The organism is Thermoplasma sp. Kam2015, from assembly GCF_003205235.1.
GTDB lineage: Archaea > Thermoplasmatota > Thermoplasmata > Thermoplasmatales > Thermoplasmataceae > Thermoplasma.
The window spans coordinates 1-15,679 of the sequence record NZ_QJSM01000035.1 but is presented as its reverse complement, the minus strand read 5'-3'; the positions used below and the strand labels follow the sequence as shown (position 1 = coordinate 15,679).

Below are 15,679 nucleotides of genomic sequence, written 5' to 3'. Positions count from 1 at the left end.
TTATCTAAAAATATTAGCATATACAAATATATTTAATTATTTGATTTGTTTTTCCTGTAAAATTTGACATAATAATTAAGTAATATAATTTTTTGTAGTTGAGTATGCGCAGTAAAGCCGGAGGATCCACAGATTCTGTTGATGAAAGCCGAAGATCCTTTTTGAAGGGAGCGATGCTCTCCCTCTTTTCAGTCGCAATAGGAGGGATATCTCTTGAGCGATTCTTTGTTCCAACCACAAGAAATGTACCGGTGACCTCATATAACGGCAAATATCCCACGGCGCTTCTAGTCGATCCGGACAATAATCCCATAACGGCATCAGAAATACCTTACGCCATCCCGTCAAGTAGCAGTTACCCAATTCTTGTATTCAATTATCCTCTCCAGGACGAGCCAAATATCCTGATCAAGCTCAGGAATGTTATAATACCGAACGCAATTCACATAAAAAACTCTGAGGGTGGAACTGACAGCATTACAGCTTATAGCGGTATATGCCAGCATCTCGGCTGTACGGTTCCTCTGCTTGATTATCATCCAGGCAATTCTATTCCATTTGAAGCACAGCTCATTGGCTACACAAAGTCTAACTGGCCCACGTATGGCCTGATATACTGCAAATGCCATGGGAGTCAGTATGATCCTGTGAGAGGACCACATAATCTTTACAATTCAGGACCTGCGCCGAGTCCAGCCAATCATTCGCTTCCGCAGGTTCTATTCTATCATGATACCACAACCGATTATCTATATGCTGTTGGGATGAATCCAGTGAATGCGGTCATAAGGACACATCTATGGCAGCCCAATGGAGAGGTATACGGGCCAGAGGTAGTTGAGGAGAACCTTTCTGGAGGAACCGCGCTTCCATATGATAATACGATTGGTAATTACAAGACAGTCGTTGTGTCTAGTTCTAACTTCAAATGGAGCGGGAGGTTCTGATATATGGAAAAGAATGAATACGATATAACGAAGCTGATGGAGGAAGACGTGGAATACCCTGGATCATATAAGATAGTGCTTAGACCAATATCCAGAAAGGAATTCAGGTTGGATTACTGGACCGGATCATTCCTGATGGCTGCGGTTGCCTATCTTGCCGTTTCAGGAATGCTGCTATTCTATTATTATCAGAGCGGGCATCCATACTCATCAACGCTGGCTATAACGACAACTGTTCCATTTGGTTATGCGCTTCTCACATCACATCTTTACATGGCGTATGCGATGATAGTTCTGGTCTATGCCCATATGCTGAGAAATTATTTCGTGGGGGCATATAAGGGGAAATGGCGCTGGTTGCAGTGGATCCTTGGAGTCGTGCTCTTCATACTTGTCTATACAACGGCGATAGTTGGATATATGCTCACCTACACTTATATCAGTGTTGCCGCAACGCATGTAGGAGAGCTTCTGATAGAGAGAAGCATAATTGGAAGACTCCTGCCAGGTTTATCCAACTGGCTCATTTCCATTCTCGTTGGAAACGGCACGACAGCACAGACGTTTTCACATATACTGGGTCTACACGTTATGATCCTATCCACGCTCATAATAATCGTGGCATTTGTACACTTCTTTCTCTTTGAAAAGTCTGGACCCTATGGCGTGAAATATGAAAAGAACGAAAAGATGGTTCCATGGTTCCCCGTTAACTTGCTTTATACGGTTTTTCTCTCTCTCATGTTCATAGGAATAATACTGGTATTCTCCGCAGTCTTCCCACAGGTTATACCAGACGCGTACGGCCTTCCTGCCTACGGAACGCTACCATTCCCGGATTGGTATATATTGCCTGTTTACAAGCTAATGGATACCGCTGGCTACGGACTGACCACCGGTGGTGTACCTCTAGTCCTCGCCTTCTTTGTATTCTTGCTGATACTTCCATTCATCGACAGGTATAAGGGTACGCATCCTCTGGACAGGCCAGCTATAACAGCTTTTGGAGTGTTCATCATAATCGGCATACCTACAATAGCTCTCTGGGGGGCAAGCCAGCCTGGGCTGTCCCAGACAAGGTTGCTGACCATGTTCATGTGGTGGGGTATAACGTTTGTCTCATTTGCCACAGTTTATGCCATGAGGTTTGCAAGAAAGGATGGTGAAGAATCATGAATGCGTCCGTTAAAGCGGTGTATTCCATCGGTGGTCTTCAGTTAATAATAGCCGTTGTACTGTGGATAATAGCGCTGAGCAACAGTACCGGAGATCAGAGGGTCTGGGCTGTTGTATTTGCTGTGGACCTTATACTGAGCGGCGTGATAGCATTCATAATAATGAGACATGAGATGGAGGTGGGATAAATGGACAGATTTTCACTCAAACTCTATTATTCTTCGATGATGGTTTATATATTCGGATCTATCACGCTGATACTGTACACGCTGATAATCAAACCCATAGCTGTTATGTACCATGAGCCCATAAATCAGATGACGTCTCCGGTTTTTGGAAGCTACGGCCGGTATCTCTTTTCGCTTGAACTATTCACAATAATCGTCATGGTGGCATCGCTCATACTTTACGTGATATCTATATACCACAACCACTCTAGAAATGGGAAGATATCAATGAGGACCGTTATAACCCCACTGATCCTTTACGCATTCGCATTTGTGTTGCTGGGGGTGAGCGGATTTTGAAGAGCATACAGCGCATGATCATGGAAAAAAAGAGGTCATATGGGAAAGTGATCGCCGGCATAGTGCTTCTGATAATCTCAATACCGGTGTTTCTCGATTATCAGATGTTTCCAACTATAAACAGCCAGATAGGACCGCATCAGATAGGTAGCTGGCTTGCTCTGCTCTTCTCTTTTGTGGGTTTTGTGATCCTGATAATGGGTATGGGTGAGCTTGACATATGATGCTGGCAGCTATTCAATCTTCAATCTCTTTTTGATATCGTGCTCACAGTTAGGGCAACATACATAATAGTCTCTATTGTGGCTATGGACGATTATGGGATCTCCTTCTATGGTCTTTCCACAGTAATCACATACCTTCGCAGTTCTGGCTTCCATAGCCTTGCCGAATTTCCTGCCTGTGGATATCCAAAGAGATTCATATGGAAATCCCATGGAAAGTGCCGATCTGTCCAATATCAAGAGGTGCTTTCCATTGCTGAGTGAAAAATCTTCGTATACGACATGTTCAGGTATATCGATCGGGCCATTCACTATGGCTATAACGGTCTCAAGCTGATCATCATTCATCTTCACGGTGTATCCTGCTATGACACCATCATCTTCCAGCCTTCTTATGATCTGAGCGACAGTATTTCTGCTGATTCCTGTATTCTCAGATATTTCCTCTATGGAAAGCCTGGAATTGTTATATAAAGAACGCAGAACCATCAATTCCCGCTTTGTGAGGTTCCTATCCACCATAAGAACATATCACATTGGGTGAATAAAGCATTTGCTGGCTTGTGTCTGACACAATTTTCTGGATAACGCAATATTTTATCTTATAATGCTAGGCATCATGTAAATCATGTTTCGATATAACGAACACCTCACTTCAAAAGATCGATGTATATCCTTCCGTCTTCTGATTCATAAAATGCAATAAGATCTTCATCCTTGAAGTTTAGTTTTTTCAGTACTTTCTTGGGAATTGTAACTCTGACAGAAGCACCTCTTTTTGTCATCCTAGCGATATCCATTATCCTTTTATTGTCAGTCATATCAAGACACTATTAAGAACTAGTATAATCTTTTTTCCTAGTGAAATTTCAATTTTGTATTTAAAAAAATGTCATACAATGAAATAATTCCGTTTTCGTCAAAGATTGATTCTATAAAATTAGTATCAAAATTTAAAAATGAAATAATTTCATACTTTCGCATAATGTATAAGTCACGGCTCTTCATCAGATTATAAATGGCCATCATAGCTGGTCCATATCTGTTTTTCTTCAATCTCTTGATGAAGGGGCTCTCAGTAAGGATCGATAAGCTGAATTTATAACTTTTGCCGGAGAAATAATACATTGGTCTGATATTAGGCGATACGATCCAGATCCTCTCGAATATCCCCGAGAGATCCGATATATGTGCTTTGACAGAACCACCAAAATTTATTGTTCCATCGCTCTGTATATCTCTCCTTTTGAAGATCAGATCGTATAGATCCACGATTCTGTCCCCATCGGTGATGAATATGAGGTTGAAATTCCTATAATTTCGAATCTTCTCTAGTACGCGATCTGGATGCTGAAGATCGGAAATTTCTGATTCTACTATGTATACGGATCCTCCGAGGTAAAAATGCATATCAGGTATCAGGTTGGAGAAATGCCCAAACTGCACATTAATTCCGTTTTCATATAGGTATCGTGCAAAATCCATTATAAGTTGCGAATGCAAGGTGATCTTGGTCTCGGTTTCCTGTCTTTTTTCCATTGAAAAACCATATTTCAAAATGCTTCTTCGTATCCTATCGTCTTTGACGACATCAGGCGGAATGAAGGAAAGCGAGGTTGGCGCTATCATCTGGTCACTGGACCAGACAACAAATTTATGCAGATGCTGCTCAGTTAGTACGCTCATCATTCTTTTTCTTTGATCCTCCTTGGCAGTCCTGGAAAGCAAGGCGGCGTCGGCTGGGGAAACCTGAAACGAAATATAATTCCTGACGTTTCCGAAGAGTGCTGCCTGATATGAGGACGCCTGATCCATATACTGATTAGACAGAACAAGGCGCATTCCATACTTTCTTCCCTCGCTCAGGACGGTTTCAAGTATTCCGGCAGGAATGTTCTGCGCCTCGTCCACAAATATGTATGTATTGACGATTTTGCCCGCTTCGTAGCGCTTGATTGAATCGAACCATATCTTCATAAGCATGAGATATGAAACCTGCGATGAGGCATCCGGGGGTATCTTCCCCTTGGAGACATCAACAAATACCAGCTTGCCCGATTCAGACATAATGGAATAAAGATCGAGCGATCTCTCAGATGATACGAGGGGATAGATCCTGTCCGATGATATAATCGGAAGTATCTTGTTCAGAGTAGAAGCTGAATATTCTCTCCAGTAGGATCTATCGGATATGAATCCACTGATGAGATCCTTCACCGGTCCATCTCTCAGCTCTGATACAAAAGATCTAGTCTTGACTGGAGTTGCCATTATGCTGAAAAATTTTGAAAGCGTGGGCTTCTCCGTATTTTTAATGAATTCAGAAAGGACGGATCTGAACATCACATCCAACCTGGGCCCCCATGTATTATTTGAGAATGATGAGGAGGAAAATATGGATCTGATCCAGCCGGCTGTCATATCCGGATCCGCATCCTGATCGAGCACGTTCATCATTATTTTGATATCGCTATCTCCAGATCTGACGCTGTCAGTGCCGACATAGACGATCTCTCTTTCAGATGCGTATACTGAATCCATAAGCGTTCCATGCGGATCAATAATAACCATATTTCCATCGATGCTGTCCATGTTCTTGATCAGGAAACGCAGATAACTTGATTTTCCTGTCCCCGTCTTTCCTGTTATGGAGAGATGCCCTGACAGAGCTTCCTCGTTGATGAAATAGGGAGATCCATCTATCTGATAACCGATGAGTATCCCTGATCGAAATTCACATTTCGAATAGATCGAAGGCTCGTAATCAAACATCTATATCAACGGGTATGCGTACAAAATTGATGAGGTTGAATGTGTAGCGCATTTTGTTATCCATGATCATAGGAAGCAGCATATTTCTCCTCAGCCTGACGCCATGCCTCATTCTGAGGTATCCGAGTGTCCGCTCGAACAAGGCAAATATACCGTCTGTATTGAGGGAAGATTGGCCAACTGCAACATCGATGTACACTGAATATCTGATTGTTGATCTGGATCTGCTGGAAATTATGCTACATCGGTACGTCAGATCTATATCTGGGAATGTATGATGGAATGACACTATGCTGTCCATCAGATCTGGAAAATAAAACTCCCCCGATCTTCTGTCCCCGCGTCCCATCAGATATCGCCTCCAGTTCCTATCACGCAGATCGGGTGCTTCCTGGACAACATAGCTAGGATAAAGCCTCATGAAGAATCTGCTTATGAAGTTGAAACTGGTATGGTCATCGCTTCCAACAAAGAAATGAACCTTCCCATCTCTGCATTCAACAAAAAATTCATTCGTGGATCTTCCCATAGGCAGAAGGAGCTGGGAGAAGGATCTGTAAATTTTGAAGTCCGTCCGCAGATCGGATCCGGTGAAAACTATCTTTGCAAAATGGTGCATTCTGTATTATTATAATCAATTATATTTATCTTATCATATAAATTAATTTACTTTTTTCAATTAAAAACAATAAAAACTTTTGCAACATCTCCAAGGCGTCGGTCGCTCCTCAGCTGAACCTTCGATTTCTCCTTTCAGCGAATAGCCCTATGTCTTTCCGGACATTCGGACAAGCCCTATATCATTATATCCGCAGGCATGGGCCTTACTGTAACGATCCCATTCGAGTGCTGCTTCGTTCGGTTATTGTGTAGAATAAAAATAGAACGTGGAAAGATTTTTATAAATACAGCATTTGGGATGATTCAGTATATTTTCCGCTGAAGGCCGGAGTTTTAGAGCTTCCCTCAAACTTCAAACTTTCCTTTAAGTTAGGAAAGCTTGTGTGTTTCATAGCCGATGCACATGAATTGTGCATCTTTTTCATCTTACATAACTTCTCAATAAGTTTTTCATAGGAAGACCCATTCAGAATGGATGAGTGGGAACCCCGGGAAGATAATCACCATAACCGGCCCCATGTTCTCTGGAAAGACCTCAAGGTTGATAGAGCTCATGGAGAGGCATATACTGGCCGGAAGGAATGTGACGCTCTTCAAACCAGAAATAGATTCAAGATATTCTGAGAACGAGGTGGTAACGCATAAGGGAATGAAGTTGCCAGCTATTATTGCGCCTACAGATGAAAGATTTGGAGAATTCCTGGACGCACATGCGAAGAATTCCGGCATCCTTGGTTTCGATGAGGCCCAGTTCTGGAAGCCATCAGCAAGATTGCCCCAGAGACTTGAGGACCTGGCCAATTCTGGTAGAATCGTGTACGTGGCTGCGCTAAACAGGGATCACTTTGGAAATCCATTTCGGATCACTGCCGATATACTGGCTATATCCGACGAAATATACGTGCTAAGTGCAGTCTGCTCTAAATGCGGGAATGACGCCATATTCACTCAGCGTATCATCAATGGTGTACCGGCATTCGGAGAGATCATACGTATAGGCGGCAAGGATCTATACGAACCACGCTGCAGGAACTGCTTTGTGTGGCCCTCCACGCAGATGCGCATAGGCGACATATGAAGAAAATACGAAATTCGAGATGAGCGATAACTCAAATACGGGAACGCATTTTCATTTTGATGGATGTCAAAGTAAGCGAGCATGGTATTGAGATAATAGGAGTGGATCCAATTCCAGCAGATGCCAGGATCATGAATTCCTGGAAAATGATGGTGTTCTGGTCCATGGCCAGTGCATCTGCGCTAACTCCACTGATAGGTTATCTTCTTTATCCCCTCGGTCTGATATACATGTTGATAGCAATAACGATCGCATTTTTCATAGGCTTCATACCAGTGGGCATATTCTCCGATATGGGGAGGTTAATCCCTGTACCTGCGATGATCCTTTCGCGAAGGACACTCGGATACGCTTCATCAAGCATCATGTCGCTTGTTTTCACCTTTGTGAATCTTGGCTGGTTCGGTCTTAACGATATAACCGGAGGTCTCATACTTTCCTCCGTGACATCATCTTCGCCAGTGATATGGATATCTTTCATGGCACTTGTCCAGATACTGCTTGTGATGTTCGGCGCGAAATACCTTGAAAAATTCTATAGATATACGGCTGTACTCCTTGTTCTGAGTTATGCGATCTTGGCCTATCTGCTGTTCACCATATACCATCCCGATATCGCACTTCTTCTCCACCCATCATCGCAAGTGAACTGGGGCTCAGCTATAGGGCTTGTCCTTGCATTTTCCATACTTGCCTGGGCCTATAAGGTGTCCACGATAAGCAGATTTGCCAGGAGCAGGGAGAACGGAGAATCAATGCAGAAAAGGATAGGTTACTTCATTGCACCGTCGATAGGAATAATACTGCCGGTCTATCTGATGGGTTCACTCGGCCTAATTTCACAGGCTGTAACTGGGAACTGGAATCTTGCTGCTGTAAGATTCGGAGGCATAGGAGGTCTGGAAAGTCTTATAGCCATAACGGCTTCCATCGGTGCTTCTCTTGCAATAATACACACAAATTCCATGAATCTCTATCCTGCCACGGCGGATCTGCTCTCAGCAATAGAGGGTCTTTTCAAAAGAAACATGAAGAAATATGCGCAGCCCATTTCAACCATGATCCTCGGTTCTCTCGGTGCCGTTTTGGCTTATTTGGGTATTCTCAACTATGCATCCGGGTTCCTCAACATCAGCGGATCCATAATATTTCCATTTACCTTCCTGCTGATAGCTGATTGGTTCATGGTTATTCGAAGATCGTCCAGATATATGGATCTTTACTCAATACCCAAGACAGGAGTTGGTAATGCAAACATAGCCGGTGTCCTGGGTCTCGTTACAGGTATATTTCTCAACCTCACGCCTCTGGAACCATTGAATGACGTATTTCTCTATTTTCCACAGGATCTGTTTGGTTCGATCATGGGCATGTTGGTCTTCATCATCATTACGAAGGTGTTGCAAAGGGTGAACATGGCTCCGGAAGAAAGAGAAGCAGATCGTACCGCTGAATGAAAAGATAGAGGATAATAAAAGTGTATATATCACCTGAAAATGAAGAGTCGGGTAATGAAGCATGAAGGTAGTCATTGATGGTGAAGTGAGGACGCTGAAAGCCGTATGGTATGAGGACGATGAGGTGAAGCTGATCGATCAGAGAAAGCTTCCAGAAAAGATAGAGATATTCGAAGCAAAAAATTCAGACGACATCGCCTATGCAATTAAAAATATGGTTGTCAGAGGCGCTCCCGCCATAGGAGTAACTGCGGCCTATGGCCTCGCGATGGCCAAGAAAAAAGGAGAAAATATGGATGAAGCCGTAAGAAAGATCGGATCCACCAGACCGACTGCCTATGATCTTTTCAAGGCAATAAGATACATGCAGATCAACGGATTTGATATGAATTCTGCAAGAAGATATGCAATGGAGATATCAGGCCGCAGCAGGAAAATAGGGGAGATCGGGAATCAGCTCATCGGCCAGAATGCCAGAATCCTCACGCACTGCAACGCTGGAGCTCTTGCGGTTGTGGACTGGGGTACTGCACTCTCTCCCATAAGGATGGCTCATAATGATGGTAAGAATATATTCGTGTTTGTTGATGAGACCAGGCCAAGGCTTCAAGGAGCAAAGTTAACCGCGTGGGAGCTCGCACAAGAAGGAGTGGACCACGCAATAATTGCAGATAATGCCGCTGGATTCTACATGAGGCGAAAGGAAGTCGATCTTGTCATAGTTGGTGCTGACAGAATAGCCAGCAACGGCGATTTTGCCAACAAGATTGGTACATATGAAAAGGCCGTGCTGGCCAAGGTGAATGGGATTCCATTTTACGTTGCCGCACCTGGAAGCACATTCGATTTCAGCATCAAAAGTGGAGACGAAATACCTATAGAAGAACGTGACGAATCCGAGGTTCTGGAAATAAACGGTACACGCATTGGGCCAGAGGAGAGCCACAGCAAGAATCCGGCATTTGATGTGACGCCAAACGAGTACGTGACGGGCTTTATAACAGAATACGGTATATTCAAGCCCTCCGAACTCAATAAATTGAAGGAATTAATGGATAAGGATCTATTCATGAATATAAAGTGAGAGTTTCTCTCTCGCCTCTTCCCTTTTTTTGGAAAGTTCTGAAAGCCAGCTAGACATCTTTTCGGCTATCTCGCGTTTGCAAAAACCGCACATTCTTCTGCCGTTTTTACAGTCCTCATAAACCTCCTTCACGTATTTATCGTCCTCTATTTCATAATTATAGAGATCGAATATTGGGCATTTCTCAGGCTCACCGCCAAGCCTACGCTGTTCCTCCTCAGTATCTCTGCCTCCAGTCATTCCGGACATGATCTTTCTCTTTGCTTCCTTTGGGTCATCATTGAGTGATATCAGGGAATCAGGAACGGAGGAGGACATCTTGCCGCCCTTGAGACCTTTCATCAACTTCTGATAGGTGGCAGATGGAGGAACAAAGGTGAAATCATTATACTTGCTTTCAATATTCGCCAGATCCAGATCTATCTTTACAAGATCACCTTCACTTACTCCTTCGCATCTGACAACACGATATTCATAATCCTTTTTCACATTGGTGTATGTCTTGGAAAGATAGTCATAGGCCAGATCGATGAATTCCTTTGGATCATCTTTGCCTCGCACTGAAACGATAAGATCCCTGTCATACTGTATGTTGAATATCCTCATCCTCTTGGAGAGATCCCTCATCAGTCTGATGTGTGGATCCTGATCAAAGCCGACGGGTACAATCGTTGGTGCAGGGCCTCCATATTTCTTCATTTGAGTATGCAGAACGTCCGCTGCCTGAATAAGCGGAGAATTTATGTGAAGCAGATCATGAGTATCCGTGAATCCGTAGAGTGAGCGAAGTTCGTTCATATTTGTTCTGTTGCCCAGCATATAAGCTAAGAACTGCACGTCGCTATTTTTTGACTGAAAATAGATCTCGCATGGTTCCAGCCCCATTGCGATGTAATTTAGTATATACTTTTCTATGGCCACATTCCTTGCCTTTTCCAGGCTAATGCCTCTGGTCGAATAGGATTCAAGATCAGCCACCGCTATCGAAACTCTTCCGCCAAGTTTCTGAAAGAATATGACCTGATCGATGGCGCTCTTATTGCCAAGATGCATCTCACCAGACGGCATCAGTCCAGTCATCACATTGAATTTCAGGCTGTTCTTCAGTGCGTAATCAATGTAATCTATGGATCTTTGCCCGAGGATGAGATGCCTTCTGAAAAGGAAATTATCGAAGTTATAGTTCATCTCTTCTATCCCAAACTCTTTCTTCAATCGCTCATAATCAAAGAAATCTGATGATGACCAAGGATTAATCATTGCCACGAAATTAAAAAGAGGTGTAAAAAACTTTCATTTTTGAAATGGTAACAGCATATTGCGCTTCCCGTACCCTCGCGGCATACAGTACAACGCAATACGCAGCAGGCTTAACCGTCGAGTTCGGAATGGGATCTGGTGTTTCCCTGCTGCTATGACCGTTGCCAGACAGTTGATAGAATGGCTGTATATAAAATTTATGATTTTCTCTGTTCATTTCAGGGTCTGTATACTTCTTATTTCGCATTATCGATGATAACATGATACTAGACGTAATGGATCATGAAGGATCCTCTCTAAAGATAGAATGTTTATACCGAAGTCGCAATCACCGCGTTTCTTCAATCAATGAATGGAGAAACAAAAAAATAGTCTCAAGGTTTGAGTACGATCCTTCCCTGAACTCTACCTCTCTTCAGATCCATCAGCGCAGTCTTTGCCTCAGACAACGGCATGGTCTTGATCATTGACTTTAGCTTGCCGTCAGCAGCGAGCTTCAGTACAGACCTGGTCTCACTCCTAAATCCACTGGCCACACTTGTTATGTTCTTCTCCCAGGTGAAATACTGAAAAGGTACCTCTATCTTGTCCATTATTGCAGGAACGACAACTGTGCCGCCAGGTTTAACAGATCTTACTGCTTTCGCCACTATGCTGCTGTTTGGAGCGAATACTATAGCAGCATCATATCCTTCCTTTGGTTCTTCAATCACTTCACTCGCGCCAGCCATTTCGGCTACTTTGTTGTGGGACGAGGTGACCGCGATAGCCCTCGCTCCAGCCGCCTCTATCATCTGTATGGCATAGAAACCAAGTCCGCCTACGCCGAATACCGCCACCCTATCTCCAACCTTCGGGCCGATCTTCCTTACAGAAGAATATGCGGTTATTCCAGCGCAGAACAGTGGGGCCGCCTCAGCACTGTCCAGTCCCTCCGGTATTTTAGACACGTAGTTTCCATCGAGGATGGCGTATTCCGCGTATCCTCCCCATCGATTTATCCCTGTCACGGTAGCGTTTGGACAGAGGTTTTCTCTACCGCTGGTGCAGTATTCGCATTGGCCGCATGCAGAATAGAACCATCCTATCCCCACTCTTTCTCCTTCTTTCACGTTCCTGTTTTTGCTCTCAACGACCTCTCCAACAATCTCATGTCCAGGCACCAGCGGGAATAGTTCCTTTGGAAGTGGGAAATCCCCCTCAATTATATGTAGATCGCTATGACATACACCATTTGCCTGGACTTTTACAAGTACCTGTCCCTCTTCGATAGCTGGAAGATCCAGATCGCCGTATTTAAGAGGTTCATTCTCAATTTTATCCTGTTTTACTGCGTAGACGGCTTTCATATATCTGAATTTCTATTTGACTAATATATTTTTATATTGAATGGCATATTTATAGAATTGCTGTTATTTATTCTATGTTTTATATTTTTTATGTAAGATCAAGAAATATTAAAAACCGCTAAGCTTAGAGATTTAGCTGGATATTAATGAATGTGGTTGAAACAAAAGGTGAAATACAAAGCCTACATGTATGAAGAGATCATAATACATAAAAAAAGAAGGGATCCTCCTCTGGTGACGCATCGAACGTATGCGTTCATGTGCCCCGGTATATTTAGGGAAACACAGGCTCTTTGAGTAACTGCAAATCTTAACAGCTTCAGCTGAAGAGTAAATTACAAAGGCAAAATCTCATCTAAATTGCTATATGATCAGAAGGAAACACCCCATTGAAGGGAGGATCTCAAACTTCAGTTAGAGATAGCTGATCTATGCGGTGTGGTTGACATGAAGTATATAGTGGTTTCCAGCAGATGTCCATTCTCCCATGAGAAGGTTGCAGGTAAAGAGTCCATAAAGGAGAACGTAGGTGGAGTAGCCACCGCACTCCGCAGATCCATGGAGAAACATGGCGGGACATGGATCTGCTGGGGTGATGGTAAGCTGGATGGAAAATATCTGGAAGAGGATACTGGAAAATACAAGATAAAGAGAGTACTGCTCAGCATGCCAGAAAAGAAAGGATATTACGATCTCTATTCAAACCGTACGCTCTGGCCACTGTTTCACTATTTCAGGGAAAGAGTCAAGTACACAGACAATGGCTATGAAATTTACAGGCGGGTGAACGAGAAATTTGCCAGATCAATAATGGAGTCGGTTTCTGGTGACGAAGTGATCTGGATACACGATTATCAGCTCGCACTCGTTCCGAAGATATTGAGAGACAGCGGAATAAAGAACAGGATAATATTCACATGGCATATTCCATGGGTATCCAAAGAGATGTTCGAGACGCTTCCGGAGAGCGATGATCTGATCAAAAGTCTCTCCAGTTCGGATTTCATAACCTTTCACACGGAAACTTACAAGAAAAACTTTGATGATCTTCTCACAGAAACATCGAGAGTCAAAAGCTTCGTTGTTCCCCTTGGTATAGATTTCAGGTACTTCAGCAATTCCAGGGGCGGTGATATAAAGAGCTATACCCTCAGGGATAGAAAGATGATATTTTCAATAGATAGGCTTGATTATACCAAGGGTCTAGTGAACCGTGTACTTGCCATTGAGGAGTTATTGAAGCGGCATCCAGATCTTGCAGGGAAATTTGTTTACATAATGATAGTCACCCCAAGCAGGACTACCGTATCGGATTATGTTGCAATGAAGAGAGAGCTGGAGATGCACATAGGACGAATCAACGGTGAATTTGGATCAATTAGCTGGATGCCTATACTTTACATGTACAGAAAGATATCAGACAGGATGCTAGTATCCTATTATAAAAATGCAGATATAGCGTTGATAACGCCTCTAATAGATGGTCTCAATCTTGTCTCCAAAGAGTTTGTGGCCTCCACAGATAAAGGAGTACTCATACTCTCAAGATTTGCTGGTGCTTCTAACTGTCTGGATGGAGCGGTTATCGTTAATCCAAACAGCCTGGGAGAAGTGGCAGAAGCGATATATAAGGCTATGAACATGAGCGAGGAAGAGATCCATGATCGTCTCACCAGAATGAAGAAGCAGGTATCTAAGAAGGATACGGACTGGTGGATAAGGCGTATAAATGCAATAGCTATGAGGAAAATCAATGATAGATGGTCAGCTTAAAGACGCTATTCAGCAAATTATCAGAAATGATCCCATAATTTTCCTTGATTATGATGGCACCCTGGTTCCCATAATAATGAATCCAGAGGATAGTTATGCGGATGATGATCTAAAGAATCTGTTGTCGGAGACCAAAGCAAGGTTTGATACATTCATTGTAACGGGGCGATCTCCGGAGGAGATAAGAAGGTTCCTTCCTATAGATATCAATTTGATATGCTATCATGGGGCCTGTTCAATCATCAACGGCAGGATCGAATATCACAATGGGTCTGATCGGTTCATACCGGTGTTTGATGAAATATATGAAGTCACAAGATCATGGACTACACAATTCCCTGGTCTCAGGATATACAGGAAGAGAATGGCCGTGCTCTACCATCTAGGGTTGATGGACAGCCGGTTTTTGCAGGAACTGAGATCCAAAATAGAAGAGATGGCCAGAACACGCGGTGTTGAAGTGTATTATGGGAAGATGATAATAGAACTACGTGTACCTGGAGTAAATAAAGGATCGGCCATAAGATCGGTTAGATGTGGTAGGCCAGCTATAATTGCGGGCGATGACGCGACTGATGAACTGGCATTTGAGCTCAATGAGGACGCGGTCACCATAAAGGTAGGAGATGGATCATCAAGTGCAAAATTCAGGCTTTCAGACTATAGAGAAATGCGTTCGGTCTTAAGATTCATCCTTTCAATTTAGATGATTATCATTGATCCGTCAATTGATACTTTGTATGGATTTGAACTGCGCTAGTCATATCTTTATAATCGGTTATAAATATTATAGGTATATTATATCTCAGTTAATGGAAAGTCCGTGTATATCTTATCCAAGAAAAGATTTTTAAGCTATGGCGAACCCTGACTTTCTAATAAATATTTTCTGATAGAAAACTTTACAGATATCATTGATATATCTATAATTGATGATGCTGGCGGTTCGGATGATATCATATCCCCTTGAGAAAATGGAAATTTTATCGAAGGGGTTTTAACTGTTAATGGAAATATCTATATGTAGTTATATATTGTTATGCAATATATATGGGTAAAATATACACAGTAAGGGAAGCATGCGATATACTGCAGATAGATGCAACCACATTAATGAGATGGGATCGTGAAGGAAAAATACACTGCATAAGATTATCAGATAATTTCAGGAGAGTACCAGAAGAGGAAATAAACAGAGTATTGGGAATAAAAAACAATAGAGTAGATGCAGTATATGCAAGGGTATCATCAAATGACCAGAAGAATGATTTATACAATCAAATGAACAGATTAAGATCATCATATCCCGATGCTATTGTATATTCAGATATAAGATCAGGATTAAAGTTCAACAGAGAGGGATTCAATGAATTATTGAATAGAATAGAGAACGATGAGATTAATAATATTT

17 protein-coding genes and 1 rRNA gene are annotated in these 15,679 nt (G+C 42.7%); 11 read left to right on the top strand and 7 right to left on the bottom strand.

Annotated features, from left to right (window positions below):
- Window positions 1–104 precede the first annotated feature (104 nt).
- From DMB44_RS07245 to DMB44_RS07225, 5 genes are read left to right on the top strand one after another with little or no spacing between them, the layout of a single operon-like run.
- On the top strand, window positions 105–947 hold the full coding sequence (locus tag DMB44_RS07245) for a ubiquinol-cytochrome c reductase iron-sulfur subunit (protein ID WP_237265354.1): 843 nt from the start codon (window positions 105–107) through the stop codon (window positions 945–947).
- Window positions 948–950: 3 nt separating this feature from the next.
- A complete protein-coding gene (locus tag DMB44_RS07240) occupies window positions 951–2,123 on the top strand; it encodes a cytochrome bc complex cytochrome b subunit (RefSeq protein ID WP_110642284.1) in 1,173 nt (390 codons plus the stop codon).
- On the top strand, window positions 2,120–2,311 hold the full coding sequence (locus tag DMB44_RS07235; RefSeq protein WP_110642282.1) for a hypothetical protein: 192 nt from the start codon (window positions 2,120–2,122) through the stop codon (window positions 2,309–2,311). The genes DMB44_RS07240 and DMB44_RS07235 overlap by 4 nt, the downstream gene beginning before the upstream one ends.
- Window positions 2,312–2,650 carry a hypothetical protein gene (locus DMB44_RS07230; RefSeq protein WP_237265353.1) on the top strand — a complete coding sequence of 113 codons (339 nt, stop codon included), beginning with the start codon at window positions 2,312–2,314 and terminating at the stop codon, window positions 2,648–2,650.
- Window positions 2,647–2,874 (top strand): hypothetical protein, encoded by a 228-nt coding sequence (locus DMB44_RS07225; protein WP_110642280.1) that lies wholly within the window; start codon window positions 2,647–2,649, stop codon window positions 2,872–2,874. Before DMB44_RS07230 ends, DMB44_RS07225 begins: the two co-directional genes overlap by 4 nt.
- A 9-nt stretch (window positions 2,875–2,883) precedes the next feature.
- Here the strand turns inward: DMB44_RS07225 and DMB44_RS07220 are convergent, their stop codons facing one another.
- The 4 genes from DMB44_RS07220 to DMB44_RS07205 form a co-directional block, all read right to left on the bottom strand.
- A complete protein-coding gene (locus DMB44_RS07220; RefSeq protein ID WP_110642278.1) occupies window positions 2,884–3,396 on the bottom strand; it encodes a TRASH domain-containing protein in 513 nt (170 codons plus the stop codon).
- A 128-nt stretch (window positions 3,397–3,524) separates the two neighbouring features.
- Window positions 3,525–3,695: an AbrB/MazE/SpoVT family DNA-binding domain-containing protein gene (locus DMB44_RS07215; protein ID WP_110642276.1), complete on the bottom strand. Its 171-nt coding sequence runs from the start codon at window positions 3,693–3,695 to the stop codon at window positions 3,525–3,527.
- Between the two features lie 37 nt (window positions 3,696–3,732).
- Window positions 3,733–5,646 (bottom strand): ATP-binding protein, encoded by a 1,914-nt coding sequence (locus DMB44_RS07210; RefSeq protein ID WP_110642274.1) that lies wholly within the window; start codon window positions 5,644–5,646, stop codon window positions 3,733–3,735.
- Window positions 5,639–6,265, bottom strand: coding sequence for a hypothetical protein (locus DMB44_RS07205; RefSeq protein WP_110642272.1), 627 nt, complete (start codon window positions 6,263–6,265; stop codon window positions 5,639–5,641). The genes DMB44_RS07210 and DMB44_RS07205 overlap by 8 nt, the downstream gene beginning before the upstream one ends.
- A gap of 477 nt (window positions 6,266–6,742) precedes the next feature.
- Between DMB44_RS07205 and DMB44_RS07200 the strand changes: the two genes are divergently transcribed.
- From DMB44_RS07200 to mtnA, 3 genes are all read left to right on the top strand, one after another.
- Entirely contained in the window at window positions 6,743–7,345 is a 603-nt protein-coding gene (locus tag DMB44_RS07200; RefSeq protein ID WP_110642270.1) for a thymidine kinase, read from the top strand.
- A 59-nt stretch (window positions 7,346–7,404) separates the two neighbouring features.
- Window positions 7,405–8,802, top strand: a complete 1,398-nt coding sequence (locus tag DMB44_RS07195; protein WP_110642268.1) for a cytosine permease — start codon at window positions 7,405–7,407, stop codon at window positions 8,800–8,802.
- Between the two features lie 61 nt (window positions 8,803–8,863).
- Entirely contained in the window at window positions 8,864–9,886 is a 1,023-nt protein-coding gene (gene mtnA / locus DMB44_RS07190) for an S-methyl-5-thioribose-1-phosphate isomerase (protein WP_110642266.1), read from the top strand.
- Here mtnA and DMB44_RS07185 read toward each other — a convergent pair.
- From DMB44_RS07185 to DMB44_RS07175, 3 genes are all read right to left on the bottom strand, one after another.
- A complete protein-coding gene (locus tag DMB44_RS07185) occupies window positions 9,866–11,146 on the bottom strand; it encodes a tryptophan--tRNA ligase (RefSeq protein WP_110642264.1) in 1,281 nt (426 codons plus the stop codon). The two genes, mtnA and DMB44_RS07185, sit on opposite strands and share 21 nt — an antisense overlap.
- A gap of 45 nt (window positions 11,147–11,191) precedes the next feature.
- Window positions 11,192–11,312, bottom strand: a 5S ribosomal RNA gene (gene rrf / locus DMB44_RS07180).
- Window positions 11,313–11,520: 208 nt separating this feature from the next.
- Complete coding sequence (locus DMB44_RS07175) at window positions 11,521–12,495, bottom strand: alcohol dehydrogenase catalytic domain-containing protein (RefSeq protein WP_110642262.1); 975 nt, start codon at window positions 12,493–12,495, stop codon at window positions 11,521–11,523.
- A gap of 447 nt (window positions 12,496–12,942) precedes the next feature.
- Here DMB44_RS07175 and DMB44_RS07170 point away from each other — a divergent pair, with 447 nt between their 5' ends.
- From DMB44_RS07170 to DMB44_RS07160, 3 genes are all read left to right on the top strand, one after another.
- Complete coding sequence (locus DMB44_RS07170) at window positions 12,943–14,268, top strand: trehalose-6-phosphate synthase (RefSeq protein ID WP_110642260.1); 1,326 nt, start codon at window positions 12,943–12,945, stop codon at window positions 14,266–14,268.
- On the top strand, window positions 14,249–14,974 hold the full coding sequence (otsB, locus tag DMB44_RS07165; RefSeq protein WP_110642258.1) for a trehalose-phosphatase: 726 nt from the start codon (window positions 14,249–14,251) through the stop codon (window positions 14,972–14,974). The genes DMB44_RS07170 and otsB overlap by 20 nt, the downstream gene beginning before the upstream one ends.
- 344 nt (window positions 14,975–15,318) lie before the next feature.
- A partial coding sequence (locus tag DMB44_RS07160) for a recombinase family protein (protein ID WP_153280192.1) occupies window positions 15,319–15,679 on the top strand: 361 nt, incomplete at its 3' end.